13 protein-coding genes are annotated in these 16,443 nt (G+C 67.7%); 11 read left to right on the plus strand and 2 right to left on the minus strand.

Translation table 11 applies throughout. The features are described from left to right. The first annotated feature begins 39 nt into the window (after positions 1-39). The 3 genes from BM287_RS01875 to BM287_RS01885 are packed head-to-tail and all read left to right on the plus strand — an operon-like array spanning position 40 to position 4,185. Positions 40-1,200 carry a DUF58 domain-containing protein gene (locus tag BM287_RS01875; RefSeq protein ID WP_244527817.1) on the plus strand — a complete coding sequence of 387 codons (1,161 nt, stop codon included), beginning with the start codon at positions 40-42 and terminating at the stop codon, positions 1,198-1,200. After that, entirely contained in the window at positions 1,197-3,587 is a 2,391-nt protein-coding gene (locus tag BM287_RS01880) for a transglutaminase TgpA family protein (protein ID WP_090034793.1), read from the plus strand. The genes BM287_RS01875 and BM287_RS01880 overlap by 4 nt, the downstream gene beginning before the upstream one ends. Before the next feature lie 7 nt (positions 3,588-3,594). Continuing rightward, positions 3,595-4,185, plus strand: a complete 591-nt coding sequence (locus BM287_RS01885; RefSeq protein ID WP_175463919.1) for an FHA domain-containing protein — start codon at positions 3,595-3,597, stop codon at positions 4,183-4,185. A 673-nt stretch (positions 4,186-4,858) separates the two neighbouring features. On the opposite strand, the gene BM287_RS01890 is transcribed toward BM287_RS01885, so the two are convergent. Then, positions 4,859-5,176, minus strand: a complete 318-nt coding sequence (locus tag BM287_RS01890) for a hypothetical protein (RefSeq protein WP_090034787.1) — start codon at positions 5,174-5,176, stop codon at positions 4,859-4,861. Between the two features lie 419 nt (positions 5,177-5,595). Between BM287_RS01890 and BM287_RS01895 the strand changes: the two genes are divergently transcribed. The 4 genes from BM287_RS01895 to BM287_RS01910 all read left to right on the plus strand — a co-directional run bounded on the left by BM287_RS01895 (position 5,596) and on the right by BM287_RS01910 (position 9,619). Further along, on the plus strand, positions 5,596-6,492 hold the full coding sequence (locus tag BM287_RS01895) for a family 43 glycosylhydrolase (RefSeq protein ID WP_244527818.1): 897 nt from the start codon (positions 5,596-5,598) through the stop codon (positions 6,490-6,492). A 16-nt stretch (positions 6,493-6,508) separates the two neighbouring features. Next, entirely contained in the window at positions 6,509-7,780 is a 1,272-nt protein-coding gene (locus BM287_RS01900) for an ABC transporter substrate-binding protein (protein WP_090034781.1), read from the plus strand. A 67-nt stretch (positions 7,781-7,847) separates the two neighbouring features. Next, on the plus strand, positions 7,848-8,804 hold the full coding sequence (locus tag BM287_RS01905; protein ID WP_090034778.1) for a carbohydrate ABC transporter permease: 957 nt from the start codon (positions 7,848-7,850) through the stop codon (positions 8,802-8,804). Then, the gene (locus tag BM287_RS01910; protein WP_090034774.1) at positions 8,801-9,619 is read left to right on the plus strand and encodes a carbohydrate ABC transporter permease; all 819 of its coding nucleotides are present in this window, start codon (positions 8,801-8,803) and stop codon (positions 9,617-9,619) included. The genes BM287_RS01905 and BM287_RS01910 overlap by 4 nt, the downstream gene beginning before the upstream one ends. Before the next feature lie 29 nt (positions 9,620-9,648). On the opposite strand, the gene BM287_RS01915 is transcribed toward BM287_RS01910, so the two are convergent. Beyond that, positions 9,649-10,653 (minus strand): LacI family DNA-binding transcriptional regulator, encoded by a 1,005-nt coding sequence (locus BM287_RS01915; protein ID WP_090034772.1) that lies wholly within the window; start codon positions 10,651-10,653, stop codon positions 9,649-9,651. A 110-nt stretch (positions 10,654-10,763) separates the two neighbouring features. Between BM287_RS01915 and BM287_RS01920 the strand changes: the two genes are divergently transcribed. The 4 genes from BM287_RS01920 (at position 10,764) to BM287_RS01935 (ending at position 16,415) form a co-directional block, all read left to right on the plus strand. Then, entirely contained in the window at positions 10,764-11,738 is a 975-nt protein-coding gene (locus tag BM287_RS01920) for a glycoside hydrolase family protein (RefSeq protein WP_175463918.1), read from the plus strand. Continuing rightward, positions 11,735-12,676 (plus strand): glycoside hydrolase family 43 protein, encoded by a 942-nt coding sequence (locus BM287_RS01925; RefSeq protein WP_090034766.1) that lies wholly within the window; start codon positions 11,735-11,737, stop codon positions 12,674-12,676. The genes BM287_RS01920 and BM287_RS01925 overlap by 4 nt, the downstream gene beginning before the upstream one ends. A gap of 99 nt (positions 12,677-12,775) precedes the next feature. Continuing rightward, complete coding sequence (locus BM287_RS01930; protein WP_090034763.1) at positions 12,776-13,486, plus strand: hypothetical protein; 711 nt, start codon at positions 12,776-12,778, stop codon at positions 13,484-13,486. A 124-nt stretch (positions 13,487-13,610) separates the two neighbouring features. Next, on the plus strand, positions 13,611-16,415 hold the full coding sequence (locus BM287_RS01935; RefSeq protein ID WP_090034759.1) for a LamG domain-containing protein: 2,805 nt from the start codon (positions 13,611-13,613) through the stop codon (positions 16,413-16,415). Positions 16,416-16,443 lie beyond the last annotated feature (28 nt).

Below are 16,443 nucleotides of genomic sequence, written 5' to 3' on the forward strand. Positions count from 1 at the left end.
GCCGCCGCGCGGAGGGCAGGATCGGGAGCCGGACGGTTCATGGCACCGGTGGTCCGGCCGATCACGGCGCTGGGATGGCTGGTCGCCGGTTCGGCTCTGGTCTCGCTCGCGCTGTGGTCTCTGCTGGGCTGGGCCGAGTTCGGCTTCGTCGGAGCGACCCTGCTCGCCGCGTTGGCGATCGCCGCCGGGTTCGTGATCGGCCGCGCCACCTATGCGGTCACGGTGGAGCTGGAGCCGCGCCGGGTCGTCGCCGGCGCGCGGGCGATGGGCCGGCTGGCCGTGACCAACTCGGGAGCGCGGCCTCTCTGGCCGACCCGGATGGAGCTCCCGGTCGGCTCGGGTGTCGCCGAGTTCCTGATCCCGCGGCTGACACCATCGGCCGAGCACGAAGAGCTCTTCGCCATTCCGACGAACCGGCGGGCGCTGATCGTCGCGGGGCCGGCGATCTCCGTGCGCGGCGACCAGCTCGGCCTGCTGCGGCGGAGCGTGGCCTGGACCGATCGCGTCGACTTGTTCGTGCATCCGAAGACCGCGCGGCTCGCCGCGACCGCCCGCGGTCTCGTCCGCGATCTGGAAGGCCAGACCACCGCGACGATCACCGACAGCGATCTCGCGTTCCACGCGCTGCGGCCCTACGAGTCCGGCGACGACATCCGCAACGTCCATTGGCGCACGTCGGCGCGAACCGGCCAGCTGATGGTGCGGCAGTTCCAAGAGACGCGACGCTCGCAGCTGCTGCTGCTGCAGAGCACGGAGTCCGCGCACTACGCCGGAGACGACGAGTTCGAATTGGGCGTCTCCGTCATGGCGTCGATCGGTGTGCAGGTCATCCGGGAGCAGACCGACATCGACGTGGCCTGGGACGGAGGCACCCTTCGCACCCGCACCCCCACCGCCCTTCTGGACGACTGCTGCCGGATCGAGCCCAGCCAGACCATCCATCCCACCCTCCGGGAGTTCGCACGCAGTGCCGGCCGCCGGGTGGGGACGCCGAGCCTGGTGATCCTGGTCGTCGGCTCGCTGGCCGAGCTCGGTGCGATCCGGTCCGTCTCCACCCTGTACGGGCCGGATACGACGACGCTCGCCGTGCGGGTGGAGGACGGCGCCGATCCCCGTCTGGCGAAGGTGGGCGACGTGATGGTCATGACCGTCGGCCGGTTGGGCGACATCGCCGGGCTCCTCGATCGGGTGGGCCGATGAGCGCGCAGGTACGGAAGACGTCGCAGGCGCCTGGCGTCCTGCCGGCGTCGTCCTGGGGCGATCTCGTGGTCATCGCGGTGCTCTGCCTCCTGGCCGTGTTCGGATTCGAGCCGGCGTTCGGGCAGTACTGGTTTCTGGTCGCCGCGGTCGGCGGGCTGCTGGTCGGAGGCGGTGCCGCCGTCCTCGGCGCCGTTCGCCGGTGGAGCGTGCTGCAGACCGTGGCCGTCGCCATCGCCGCGTACTTCCTGCTCGGAACGCCGGCGGCCGTTCCCGCGCAAGGGATCGGCGTGGTCCTCCCGTCGGTCGACAGCCTCACCTCCCTGGTCGTGGGTGCGGTCTTCGGCTGGTCGGACGCGATCACCCTGCGCGCGCCAGTCCAGCAGCCTCCGTACGTCGCGGTCGTCCCCTTCGTCGCGTCGTGGGTCGTCGCCCTCGTCACGATCACTCTGGCTCTGCGCTGGCTTCCTCGGCGCCCCCGCACAGCGCCGCGGGCCGGCGTGCTGCTCGTCGGGCCGCTCGCGCTGTTCCTCGCTGCGATCCTGATCGGGACCGAGGATGCGTTCTTCGCAGGAATCCGTGGTGTGGCGTTCGCCGCGATCGCGCTGCTCTGGCTGGGCTGGCGGCGACGCGGCCGCGCCGGCGAGGGAGTGGCGGCGGTCGACCCGAGCGCTCGACGACGCAAGGTCGTCGGCACGGCCGTGATCGTCCTCAGCGCGGTGGTCGTCGGCGCTGTGCTGGGTGGCATCATGACGCCGGCCGTCGCCTCGCGCTACGTTCTGCGTCAGGAGGTCACGCCACCGTTCGAGCCGCTCGAATACCCCAGCCCACTGGCGGGATTCCGCACCTACACGAAGAAGCTCGAGAAGACGGACCTGTTCACGGTGACCGGGCTGCAGGACGGGCAGCTCATCCGGCTCGCGACCATGGACAGCTACGACGGCGTCGTCTGGAACGTCACCGGACCGCGCGACCAGACCGCGGGATCGGGGAGCTTCGAGCTGCTGGGGCAGCGTATCCCCGCGCCGTACATCTTCACGCCGGGCGCCCATTCGACCGTCCGGGTGAGCATCGACGGCTACGACGACGTCTGGCTGCCTGCGCCCGGGTACGTCGATCGGCTCGCCTTCACCGCCCACAGCGGTGCCGACCCGACCACGATGGTGCGCGTGAACGCGATGACGGGCACCTCCGCCGTGACCACGGGCGTCCGGCGAGGCCTCAGCTACGCGCTCGACGTGACGTCGCAGAGGATTCCCAGCGAGAAGGCGCTGCAGAAGGTGCCGCCCGCGCGCATCCAGATGCCGCCGGTGACGAACATCCCGGATGTGGTGGCCGCGAAGGCGCAGGAGTACGCGGGCTCCGCCACCACGGCGATCCAGAAGCTGCGCAACATCGAACGTTCGCTCAAGACGCTCGGCTACCTCAGCCACGGCCGCGCCTCCGATCCGGTGCCGTCCCGTGCCGGCGAGGGCGCCGACCGGATGGCCGAGCTCTTCTCCCGACGGCCCATGGTGGGCGACGAGGAGCAGTACGCGTCGGCGTTCGCCCTGATGGCGCGGCACCTCGGGTACCCGAGCCGCGTGGTGATGGGATTCAAACCCACGGTGACCGGCGGACGGACCACGGTCGTCGGCGGCGACGTCACCGCCTGGGCGGAAGTGGCGTTCGACGGAGTCGGCTGGGTGCCGTTCTTCCCCACGCCCACCAAGACCGACGCGCCCCAGGACCAGACGACGAAGCCGAAACTGGAGCCGCAGCCGCAGGTGCGGCAGCCGCCGAACTCGAATTCGCAGTCGGATGCGCTGCTCACGCCGGTGAAGACCAAGAACGACGACCCCACCGACAAGAAGCAGTTCTCGTTACCGGGATGGGTGTACCTCCTCGGCTGGGTGATCGGCGTGCCCGTTCTGCTGTATATCGTGCCCCTCGCCGCGGTGGCCTGGCTCAAACAGCGCCGCCGGCGACGACGGGAGACCGCCGGGCCTCCGGATCGCCGGGCAGCGGGTGCGTGGAGCGAGCTCGTCGATCGCCTCGCCGAACTCGGGTTCCACACGCCTGCCCGGTCGACCCGCCTTCAGGCGGCGACGGACGTCGAACGGCAGATCCGAGCGCAGGGCCTCGACTGTCCGCCGGGCCAGGTCGACGCGGCCGCACGCCTCATCGACGCGGCCGTGTTCTCCGGGTCCGCAGTCGCCGACGAGCAGGTCGCCGAAGCATGGGAGCACACCGATTCGATCGTCGGCGAGGTCGCCTCGCGTGCGGGCCGGCTGCGACGCAGGCTCGCCGCGTTCCGGTTCCACCGGAGCAGGCGTGAGCCGTCGCGGCGAGTGGCCGCGAAACGGTCCGCACCCGATCCCGTTCTCGTGGTTTCGGGCGCCGACCTATAGTTGAGCCGTGGACAAGCCAGGCTTCATCGTCCCGCCGCCCGGGCTGATCCCTGCGGCGCCCGAGACCGTTCCGGACACCCGTCGGACGGCCCCACCGCGGCCGAGCCTTCCCGTCTTCGTGCCGACAGCTCCAGGGCAGGCGGCACCGGCGGCACCGGCGCCGGCGGCACCTGCTCCGGCGGCGCCTGCGCCGGCGACGCCTGCTCCGGCGACGGCCGAGACTCCCGTCGTCGACGTGCCCGCCGACATCGGCGCGTCTCTTGAGGTGGGAAGGTGGCGGCTGATCCTCGCGGACGGTTCGCAGTTGACGGTGCCGCCGAGCGTCGTTCTGGGCCGCAAACCTCAGGCGACCGGTGAGTGGCAGGCCGCCGCAGAACTGCCCCTCGACGATCCCGAACGGTCCGTGTCGAAGACGCACGCCGTGCTCTTCGTCGACGGCGCCGACCTCGTCGTCGTCGACCTGCACTCCACCAACGGCGTGGTCGTCGTTGGCGACGACGGCACTGTTTCGACGGTCGCCGCCGGCGATCGGCACCGCATCCAGGCGACCGCGACCATCGAACTCGGGCGTTTCGGCCTTCGCGTGGAACGGGACTGACCCCCGGGGCGCCAGCCGACGAACAAGTTGTTGGCAATTGGCGTCATGATTCCGCCCGGAAGCCATCTCTTAGACGTGATGACTTCGGTGGACTATCTTGCGGCGCGACGTCGGGCGCATGGTGAGGCATTGGTGGTTGCGTCGACGATGGCCGGCGTGCGTCGCCGTCCGACGGAGGACGATGTGGAGCGGTGGGTCGCGGCGTTCACCGCGCACCTGGCGGCGATGACCTCTGAGGGCTCGTCCGTGATTGTGCGCCGGCGGAGGCATCGCCCGGTGCCCACCTGGGCGACGCGACGGTGATCGGGCACGGGCAACCAGGCCCGGCCGTCTCCGCTCCCCTCCCGCTCCCCTCCCGGCCGTCTCCCGCTCCCCTCCCGCTCGCGCGCTCGAAACGGAGGATTTTGGGCGAATGGATGTCGCAACCTTCCTCCGTTTCCCGACCGACGGTGGCGCGTCGAGCCGGATGTCCTCCGTTTCCGGCGCTGACGTCCGCGGACCGCGCCACGCACAAAAGGGAGGGATGGAGCGGGATGCTGCGGCGCGTAAGCGGGAAACGGAGGACGTTCAGTCCCTGATGGCCCGATGATTCCTCCGTTTCTACGACTCGGCCGCGACATTCCGTGGGCCGACCGGAACGCCTGGGCGACGGACGCGGCAGATCGAAACGGTCTCAACACCTTCGCCTGACGACGCTTTGTGTTCGCGATCCCCCCTCTGCCCAGCGGAGGTAGTGGTGGATCTCGACCATTTCCAGGGCCGAGTCCATCGAGGGGGCCTCGATGATCGACATGCCGATCACGTCGGTGTCGCCCTGAGACATTCCTTCGGCTGTGACTTTCCGGGACTGCCCGGGAGGCTGCCCGGGGTCGACGAGCGCCGGCCCGAGTTCGGTGGCCCAGTCGATCCACGTTTGCAGCCCGAGCCGGGCTTCCTGGGGAGTGGCTTGAGCGAAGCGCTGCGCTACCGCGAGGGGAGCGTGGTAGAGCACGACTGGGTCGAGGGGAGGTTCTCAAGCGCGCCTTCCGGCCACTGGGGCTCCCTTCCGAGATCTGCTCGAACAGGGCTCGGCCCCGAGCTGTCAGGTGCACCACCTGTGTTCGCCGATCGGTGGGGTGCGGGCGATATTCTGCGAGTCAGTCCGCGACGATGGCATTCGCCACGCGTTGGGTGCTCTGCCGCGCATGGCCGATCTCTTTTGCCATCTCCGCCACGGTCATCCCGCCGAACGCTCGCCCCAGCACCTGCTAGCGCGCGCTTGATCCGCCGAGGGGGCCCACGATCCCTTCGCCGGCGAACTGCGCGGCGGGTTGCAAATCCCGCGGCGGTGTGTAACGATACATTCCATCGATCATGTATCGATACAGATCAGCCTCCGCGAATACTGCGAAGACGAATGGAGACAACGACGTGAACCGCTCGACGCCACAGACGGGGCCCTTCTTCGCCGACCCCGCGCTGGTCGCCTTCGGAGACAGCTTCTACCTCTATCCGACGACCGACGGCAACGAGAACTGGGACTCGGACAACTTCCGGGTCCTCGGATCGCGCGACCTGCGAGAGTGGACGGATCTGGGGGAGGTGCTCCGGCTCGGCCGCGATGTCCCCTGGGCCGACCGGAACGCCTGGGCGCCGGCCGCGGCATACCGCAACGGTCTCTACTACTTCTACTTCACCGCCGACGACAACATCGGCGTCGCCGTGGCGACGTCGCCGACCGGCCCGTTCATCGACTCGGGCGCGCCGATCGTCTCGCGCGGGCAGTTCGCCGGTCGTGCGATCGACCCGGCGGTGTTCGTCGATGACGACGGGACGTCGTACCTCATCTGGGGCAACACCGTCGCCCACATCGCCCGCCTCGGCGACGACATGGTGTCCATCGACCTGGATTCGGTGACGGCCTGGGAGCACCCCACGTTCCGGGAGGCCGCCCACATCCACCGCCGGGGCGACCTCTACTATCTGACCTGGTCCGAGAACGACACCCGCGACCCGGCATACCGCGTCCGCTGGGCGACGGGGGAGAGCCCCTTCGGTCCCTGGACCGAACGAGGCGTGCTGCTCGAGCAGTCGCCGGCCGACGGGATCTTCGCCACCGGCCACCACTCCATCCTCCGTGTACCCGGCACGGACGAGTGGCTCATCGCCTACCACCGGTTCGCCGTCCCGGACGGGGACGGCTTCCATCGCGAGATCGTCATCGACGAACTCACTCACTTGCCGTCCGGAGACCTGTCACCGGTACGAACAAGCGCTGACTCAATCCGATTGACACAGCCTGCATTACCCGAAACCCTCGACACCTAAGAGAAAGCAGAAAGCAATGTCGCTTCACCACAGTTCCTCGCCGCGCCGCCGCGGCAAGAAGGGGACGCTCCTCGCGGTCTCGGCGATCGCCGCCGCGGCCCTCGCGCTGACCGGATGCTCCGCCGGCAGCGGCGCATCGGGAGGCTCCAAGACGGTCAGCTTCCTCTCCTGGGACAACGAGCAGACCATGAAGCCCGTGTTCGCCGAGTTCGAGAAGGAGAACCCCGGCTACACCGTCAAGGCCTCCTACGCTCCGCCGGTCCCGCAGTACATCCAGAAGCTGCAGACCTTGCTCGGCTCCGGCACCGCCCCCGACGTCTTCATCATCACCGCAGAGAACAAGGCGCAGATCATGAGCGGCGGATTCGCCAAGGACCTCAGCAGCGAGTCCTGGATCTCCAACATCTCCCCGGCCGCCAAGGCCACCTACACCCAGAACGGCAAGGTCTACGGAGCCGCGACGGCATCGTGGGGTGGCGGCATCCTGATCAACAAGGATCTCCTCGCCAAGGTGGGCTACACGGATGCGCCCAAGACCTGGCAGGACTTCCTCGACCTCGGCAAGAAGCTCAAGGCCGCCGGGATCACGCCGTTCTACGAGGGCGGCGACGGCATCCCCGTCAGCCTGGCCGCGCTCCTCGGTCTGAAGAACCAGAGCCTCGGCGGCACGATGGACCAGCAGATCTGGGCCGGCAAGACCTCGTTCCAGAAGACCTGGACCGACGCGCTCGACACCTGGAACCAGCTGTTCACGCAAGGCGTCGAGCCTCGTACGGTGTCCGGGCTCACCGGCGACCAGGTGACGCAGCAGTTCGAGCAGGGCAAGGTCGCGATGATCGGGACCGGTTCCTGGGCTCTCGGCGGCATCCAGCAGGCGGCGCCCAGCCTGAAGCTGCAGTACCTCGCCGTGCCCAGCGCCGACGGCCAGAGCTACTGGTGCGGAGCGGTCTCCCCGGGCTACGCGATCAACGCGAAGGCCAAGGATCCGGAGGCCGCCGAGAAGTTCGTGCAGTTCCTGCAGAGCAAGAAGGGCGTCGAGGTCTACCAGAAGCAGACCCAGTCCATCACGACCACCAAGGACTTCACCCCGACGCTCGACCCGTCGCTCAGTGACATGACCGACGCTGTCCGCGCGGGCACGTTCTACCTTCCCCAGGTGAACTGGCCGACCCACAGCGACCAGATGGGAACCGAGGCCACCGCTCTCCTGCAGCAGCTGATCGGCGGCAGCATCACTCCGGATCAGGTCGCCAAGGGACTCGACGCGAAGCTCGACGCGATCAAGTAGCAGACTCTCGAGAGGTGGCGCCGCCCCCGGGCGCCACCTCTCGGGACATCCCAGAAAGCACGAGGACATGGCCAACGCAACAACGGTAGAACGCCCGGCGATCGCCCGAGACGTGCGGGCCGCGGTCCGCACGCGGTCGCGCTTCCGACGGGCCCGGGAGGGATTCGCCGCCTACTGGTTCGTCGTCCCCATCCTCATCGTCTTCGTTGTGCTGTACCTGATCCCGATGGCCCAGTCCATCTACTACAGCTTCACCGACTACAACGGGTACGTCAGCACCCCCGCTTTCGTCGGCTTCAAGAACTACGTCACCATCTGGAAAGACTCCTCGATGGTCTCCGCGTTCGGCTTCACGCTCTTCTACGCGGTCGCGACCACCCTCATCGTGACCGCCCTCGCGATCCCGCTGGCATTGGTGCTCAACCGTCGATTCGTGGGTCGTGGCTTCGTCCGCTCCGTGTTCTTCTTCCCCGCGGTGCCCAGCGTCGCGATCCTCGGGCTGGTGTGGGCCTTCATCCTCAGCCCCCTCGGCTCCGGGGTGATCAACTCGGTCATCGGCCGGCTGGGAGTGGCGCCGATCCCGTGGCTCTCGAACGAGACGCTCGCCCAGGTGAGCGTCATCATCGTCGCTGTCTGGTCTCAGACCGGGTGGCACGCGATGCTCTACCTGGCCTACCTCCAGGCGTTGCCCTCCGACATCTTCGAGGCAGCCAAGATCGACGGGGCCAATCGCCGGCAGGAGTTCACGAACCTGACGCTGCCGCTGCTCGTTCCGGCCGTCACCGTCAGCCAGCTCCTCCTGCTCACGAACGGGCTCAAGGTCTACGACCTGCCGTTCACGCTCACGCACGGCGGTCCGGGGTTCGCCACCCGGACGCTCACCCAGTCGATCATCGAGAACGGCATCGCCCAGTCCGACGTCGGCAAGGCGTCCGCTCTCAGCGTGCTCTTCCTCCTCGTCGTCGGGCTGATCATCCTCGGCCAGCTCGCCCTCTCCCGTCGCCTCGAGGAGCGCTACTCATGAAACAGACCCGCGGCATCGTGCTCAGCATCGTGATGATCCCCATCGCGTGCGTCGTCGCCCTCCCTTTCTATTACATCCTCGTCAACACGCTGAAGACGCAGCCCGAGACGGCGGCCAACCCGCTCGCCCTGCCGACGCACCTCTTCCTGGGCAACTACATCCAGGTCTTCCAGACGACGCCGGTGGTGCAGGCGTTCCTGAACACGCTGTACGTGACCGTGATCTCGATCGTGCTCATGCTGCTGATCGGGTCGATGGCGGCGTTCGGCGTGCTGATCGGCAAGGGCCGGTTCGCGACCATCGTCGGCGTCATCCTCGTGGTCGCGTTCCTCGTGCCCGGCCAGGCGACGCTCATCCCGCTGTACCGGATGCTCGCCGGCGTCGGGCTCGTCGACTCCCTCAACGGGCTCATCGTCATGTACAGCTGCGGTTCGATCTTCTGCTACTTCCTCATCGTCGGATACATGCGCACCTTGCCGACGGAACTGTTCGAGGCGGCGAAGATCGACGGCGCCGGAGCCTTCCGGGTCTACTGGTCGGTCGCGCTGCCGCTGATCCGTCCCATCCTCGTGACCGTCGGCGTCTTCCAGACGATGTGGGTGTGGAACGACTTCATCACCCCCAACGTGTTCATCAACTCGCCGGAGAAGCAGACCCTGGTGCTGCAGGTCTACACCGCGGTCGGGCAGTTCACGACGGACTGGCCGGCATTCATGACCTTGAGCGTCATCGTCATCATCCCGATGGTGATCTTCTTCATCGTGGCGCAGCGGCAGATCGTGAGCGGGCTGGTCAGCGGCAGCGTCAAGGGATGAGCCGAGGCGGACGAGCCTCGGAGGCGGTCTCAGCTGACCGCCGTCGACTCCCGCGCCACGAGCGTGAACGGGCTCACGAACTCGACGGCCTCACCGCTCCCGCCGTTGATGCGGTCCACCAGGAGGTCGACGGCTTTCGCGGCGATGAGATCCTTCGACGGATTCACACTCGACAGCGACGGGGTGAGGAACCGGCTGCTCTCGACATCGTCGAAGCCGATGACCTTCACATCGCCGGGGATCGCGATGCCCCGATCGGCGAGCGCGCGCATGACTCCGAGGGCGACGTAGTCGGTCACGCAGAAGACCCCGTCGAAGCTCAGACCGGCGTCGACGGCCTGATGAATGGCCGCGGAGGCCGCTTCCGGCGAGAACACGTCCAGGGTCAGCGTCAGCCGAGGGTCTTCCTCGATCCCGGCCTCGGCGAGCGCCCGGCGATATCCCGCGTGGCGCAGGGTCGATACGTCCGTGTCGTGGCTCAGCGAGCCGTGGATGGCGACGATCCGGGTGCACCCGCGCTCGATCAGGTGCTGGACTGCGGCGTAGGCGCCGTCGTCGTTCGGCATCGCGACGTGATCGAGGGGACCGCTGAAGATGCGCTCACCCAGGATCACGACGGGGAAGTCCACGCGGAGCAACTCGACGTCGGACTCGCCGAGCCCGACGGCGCCGAGGATGAGGCCGTCGTACATCCGAAGCCGGGAGAGGGCCAGCGCCGTCAGCTCGTTCTCACGCGACCGCTCAGTCTGTTCGATCACCACGTTGAGGTCGTGACGCCGGCCGTTCTCGATGATCGCGGCACCCAGCTCGCCGAAATACGGACGATCGACTTCGGGTACGGCGAGACCGATGGTGTGCGTCTTCCCGCGGCGCAGGTTGCGTGCGGCGATGTTCACCCGGTAGTCCAGGTCGTCGATCGTCTGCAGGACGCGCGCCCGCGTCGAATCCTTGACGTGCGGCCTGCTGTTGAGGACGTTCGAGACCGTCATCGGCGAGACTCCCGCGGCCTTCGCGATATCGCGGATCGTCACCATGACGTCTCTCCCTTCCGCCCCCTGCCGGGCGATGTCACTCTGCGTTGTATAACGTTACAACCTATGCGAGGTCCACGTTCGGACATCGGAATGAATGTGCGGAGTATGCGATGAGTGCGCCGATCTTCCGGGACCCCGTCTACGACGGCGCGACCGACCCGACGGTCATCAGGAACAGCCGGACGGGCGACTGGTGGATGTTCTACACCCAGCGGCGGACCACCGAACCGGGCGAGGGCGTGCGCTGGATCCACGGCACGTCGATCGGAATCGCGATCTCGTCGGACGACGGAGCCACATGGCACTACAGCGGAACGGCGAATGGGCTCGGCCGTGACGACACGCTCTGGGCTCCCGAGGTCATCGCCGCCGGAGACCGCTACCGGATGTATCTGACGGTGGTCGACGGTGTCCCGGACTCGTGGACGGCCGCCGATGCCCACATCGTCGAGTTCGTCAGCGACGACCTCCTGAACTGGGACCGCGTCGGCGAGCTCGACCTCGGCTCCGACCGGGTGATCGACGCGGCGGTCGCGCTGTGCGGAGACGGGAACTGGCGCCTCTGGTACAAGAACGAGCGCGACGGCTCCTCGACCTGGTCCGCCGTCAGCCCGGACCTGAACGGCTGGCGCGTCGAAGGGCGGGCCGTGCCGGCGACCCCGCCGCATGAGGGCCCGAACGTCTTTCCGCTGGGCGGCTGGTATTGGATGATCACCGACGAGTGGCGCGGGCTCGGCGTTCACCGCTCCCGTGACGCCCGGACCTGGCAGCGTCAGGGATCGAACGGGGGACTCATCCTCGACACCCCGGGCAGCCACCCCGACGATCGCGGAATCGGCCATCATGCGGACGCGGTGGTCCTCCCGGCGACAGCCGGACGGGCGGAGTCGGCGATCCTCTTCTACTTCACGCATCCGCGGCGCGACGACCCCAGCCGGACGGTCGCGCGGAGCAGCCCCATCCACGCCGCGCGTCTCACCGTGAGCGACGGACAGCTGATCGCCGATCGCGACATCGCCGTGCCGCAGCGCCTCCTCGGTGACACCGCAGCAGAGGCCACGGCCTCGGCAGAAAGGACGACATGAGCCCGAGCTACGACGGATTCCTCCTGGCCTACTTCCAGAACGGGAACGGCCCGGATCGCGAGCAGATCCGATTCGCGGTGACCCCCGGCCGCGAACCGGACGAGTGGATGCCCGTCGCCGGCGGTCGCCCCGTCCTCCGCTCCGATGTCGGAGAGCGCGGGGTGCGGGACCCGTTCCTCGCGCGCGACCCGAGGACGGGCTCGTTCGTCCTCATCGCAACGGATCTGCGAACCTTTCCCGATCAGGACTGGGAGCGCGCGGTCCGGCACGGGAGCCGGTCCATCGTGATCTGGCAGAGTGACGATCTCCTCACCTGGACGCCGCCCCGCCTCGCCGGGATCGCTCCGGAGCAAGCCGGCAACGCCTGGGCGCCGAAGGCGTTCTGGTCCGCCGCCGACAATGCGTGGCTGGTCTTCTTCGCCGCTGCCCTGTACGAGCCGGGATCGGATCGCGCCCGGCAGGAGCACCAGCGGATCCTCGTGACCGAGACGCAGGACTTCCAGCACTTCAGTCCTGCCCGCAGCTACCTCGATCCGGGCCACGACATCATCGATGCGACCTTCCTCGAATGGCAGGGAGAACTCGCCCGGTTCACCGCGGACTCGCTCACAGACGATCCAGAGACCCGTTCTCGGTTCGTCTCGCAGGAACGAGGGGGAACGCACCTGTCCCCGGACTTCCGCCTGGTCGCGCGCGAGCTGGGATCGGCAACCCAGGCCCGTGCGGAAGGGCCGGCCGCCTTCGCGGGAATCGACGAGAAGGCGGCGTATCTGCTTCTGGACGAGTTCGAGCTCCGCGGCTACCAGCTCTACCGCAGTGCCGACCCGCTCGCCGGCCTCTGGGAGCATCGGGCCGCCGCGCGTCTTCCGGAGGGGGCCCGCCACGGCTCGGTGATTCCGATCACCTCGGCGGAGCGCGAGCGACTGATCGGCAGCTGAATCCGTCGTGAATCCGCCCACGAATCGGGCGCAGACTGGATGAGGAAAGAGGACACAGTGTCAACCATTCGGACCACAGCGCGTCGCCGGAGGATCGCGGTGAGCGCGGGCTTCATCGTGGTGGCTCTCCTCGCGGCCCTGGCGGTCGGCCTCTTCGCGTTCCTGCACTCGCATCCCTCGCCCGCCGCGAACGCCGCTCCGGCAGCCCCGTCGGCCGTTCCCCGGCTGGGGGCGGATGAGCAGGTCGCCACCGTGAACGGGATCCCCATCCCGATGCGCGAGTTCCAGATCTTCCTGGACAAGGAGCGTGCCGTCACCCTGGCGCGGTACCCGTCAGGCTCGTCGGCGGGCGACGGCGAATCCTACTGGAACCGACCTGTCGACGGCGTCACTCCCGCCGGCTACCTCACCCGGACGGCACTCGCCGACGTCGCTGCGACGACCGTCGAGCTCCAGCTCGCGGCCACGTACAAGCTCATCCCGGACCCGAGCTACCACTCGTTTCTGGCCGCCTTCCAGGAGGAGAACGAGCGCCGCGCCAGAGCCATCGCGCAGCGCCAGGTCGTATATGGGCCCATGAAGTACGCGGAAGCGAACTATCTGGACTACGTGACCGGTGAGTACGCCTACGAACTCGAGTCCCGACTCCAAGAGGACGGCACCCTGCCTGCGACGGGCGATGCTCAGGACGCCGCCTCCGCGTATCGCCGGCTGATCGACGGCCTCGCGTCGCACGCGCAGATCGTCACTCAACGCATCGACATCATCGCGACCGGCGGCTGCCTGGTGACCGGCCAGTGCACCCGCTGATCGCTTGACAGCGGGACCCGCATAGTAAATCATTCGTGTATCGATACAAACACAATCCCTCGGCAGGGTCCGCCCGTCGAGCTGTATCGATACACATCACGTCAAGGTCGACGAAAGGATCAGGATGCCACAACGCACACGATCGCTCCTCAGGGGAGTGATCGCCGTCCTGCTGGGAGTGAGCGCCGCGCTGGTGGGCACCACCGCGGCGTCTGCAGCGGGCTGCACCACGTACTACGTCTCTTCCGCGACGGGAAGCGACTCCAACGACGGCTGCAGCAGCACGACGCCGTGGCAGAGCCTCGCGAACGTGAACGCGACGACATTCGCTGCCGGGAACCAGCTCCTGTTCGCGAAAGGCGGCTCGTGGTCCGGCGAGCTGAAGCTGCTGGGGTCGGGAGCGAGCGGTAGCCCCATCGTCGTCTCCAGCTACGGAAGCGGAGCAGCCCCGATCATCGCCGGAGGAGGTGCCGCTGCAGCGATCGCCCTGGTCAACGAGCAGTACGTCACCATCCAGAACCTCGAGATCACCAACACGACGACCTCGGCGGCCGTGCGCGCGGGCATCCTCGCGGAGAACGACACCAGCGGGATCCTGAACGGCATCCACATCCTGAACAACAACATCCACGACGTCCTCGGCTACTGGGATAAATCCACGGGCCAGCCGAGCAACGACTCCGGCATCGGCTTCAACCTGAGCGATTCGTACACGACCAACGGCTGGAACGACGTCGACATCGACGGCAACACGCTGACCAAGGTCGACGCGGGCGGGATTTACATCGGATCGGTGGCGGGAACGAACCACAGCATCGTGACCGCGAACGTCGTGATCCAGAACAACACGATCACGAACACCGGCGGCAACGACGTGGTCTGCGTCTACTGCAACGCTCCGACCGTCCAGAACAACGTCACCACCGACAGCGGCTACCGGTACTCGGGCGCCGGCTACTGGATGGCGCTGAACAACGGCGGCGTCTGGCAGAACAACGAGATCGCACGTCAGTGGCGTGCGCTGTGGGACGGCGAAGCGTTCGACATCGACCACGACAACACCAACGTGACCCTGCAGTACAACTACACGCACGACAACCCGTACGGGTTCATGGAGTTCTGCTGCAGTACCACCTTCGGCTCGCTCGGGACCTCGGTCATCCGCGACAACATCAGCCAGAACGACGGATCGACCAATGCGGTCTTCTCGACGCTCAACGGCGTCGAGGCGGGAGCGTCCGCGCAGTTCTACAACAACACGGTCTACATGGGGCCGAACGACAACGGTTACGTCGCCAGCGGAACGCCGGCGAGCAGCGCAGCGGTCAGCTTCACCAACAACCTGATCTACCACCTCGGCCAGGGCGGTTACAACGCCGGAAACGTCTCGTGGTCGCACAACCTCATGTACGGAGTCCACCCGTCGACGGAGCCTGCGGACAGTTCGAAGATCACGTCCGACCCGAAGCTGGCCGATCCCGGTGCCGCCGGCTCGGGCCGCAGCTCGGCTTCGGTCTACCAGCTCCTCAGCGGATCGCCCGCCCTCGGCGCCGGTGCCGTGATCTCCAGCAACGGCGGCGAGGACTACTTCGGAAACCCGGTGTCATCGACAGCCGCCCCGAACATCGGCGCCTACAACGGCGCGGCGGTCTCCGCCCTCGCCTCCTCCTCGGGTGGCCACTGGCGATTCGACGAAGGAACCGGCACCGCAGCATCCGACTCCACCGGGCACCTGAACAACGGAACGCTTCAGGCCGGCGCGGGCTGGACCACCGGCCAGCTGGGCAGCGGAGCGCTCTCGCTCAGCGGCGCGACCAACAGCTGGGTCGACATCCCGACGACGGCGATCGACACGAGCGCGAGTTACACGGTCTCCGCCTGGGTGCAGCCGTCCACCGTCACCGGGAACCAGACGTTCGCGAGCATCGACGGAACCACCATCAGCCCGTTCTACCTTCAGCTCTCCGCGGGAAAGCTGACCCTGACCGAGCGGAGTTCCGACTCGACGGCCTCGACCGCCACCCAGGTGGTCGGACCGGCCGCCGTCGCCGGGACGTGGTATCAGCTGGTCGGTGTCTACGATGCGACCGCGGGGACGATCAAGCTGTACGTGAACGGCGTGCTTCAGGGAACGACAGCGTACACCTCCGGCTGGAAGGCCACCGGGCACACCACGATCGGTCGAGCCAAGTGGAACGGCGGGAACGTTGACTTCGTCAACGGCGCCATCGACGACGTGCAGCTGATCCCGCGCGCCGTCACCGACCGTGAGGCGTTCGCCATCGGCACCGGAGCGACCGCCTACTACGCATTCGACGAAGGCTCCGGCAGCAGCACCACCGATGCGAGCGGCGACATGCCGAACGCGTCGCTCGAGGGCAATGCGGGCTGGGCCGCCGGCCACATCGGGACGGGCGCTCTCTCGCAGACCGGGCAGTCCGGCGCCTTCGCTCAGACGCCGGGCGCGGCCATCGACACGCGCAAGAGCTATGCAGTGGCAGCATGGGTGAACCTGAATACGACGAGTGGTGGCAACCAGACGATCGTCAGCCAGTTCGGGTCCAACATCAGCCCGTTCTATCTGCAGCTCACCGGCGGCAAGTTCGCCTTCGTGGTGCGGAGTTCGGACTCCACGAGCTCGACAGCGACGTCCGTGACGGCGACGTCCGCGGCGACTGCAGGCACCTGGTATCACCTGGTGGGGATGTGGGACAGCTCTTCGGGAACCATCTCCCTCTATGTGAACGGGACGCTGCAGGGGACGGCCGCGTACAGCACACCGTGGACGGGAGTGCTCGGCACGACGGTGATCGGCGCCGGCGAGTGGGCGCTGTCCCCGGTGGACTTCGTCAACGGATCCATCGACGACGTCCACCTCTACAACCGCACGCTCACGAGCGCGCAGATTACCACGCTGGCGACGCCGTGATCCCCGGAGGGGCGGAGTTTCGGGACTC

The organism is Leifsonia sp. CL147 (genome assembly GCF_900114565.1).
GTDB lineage: Bacteria > Actinomycetota > Actinomycetes > Actinomycetales > Microbacteriaceae > Leifsonia.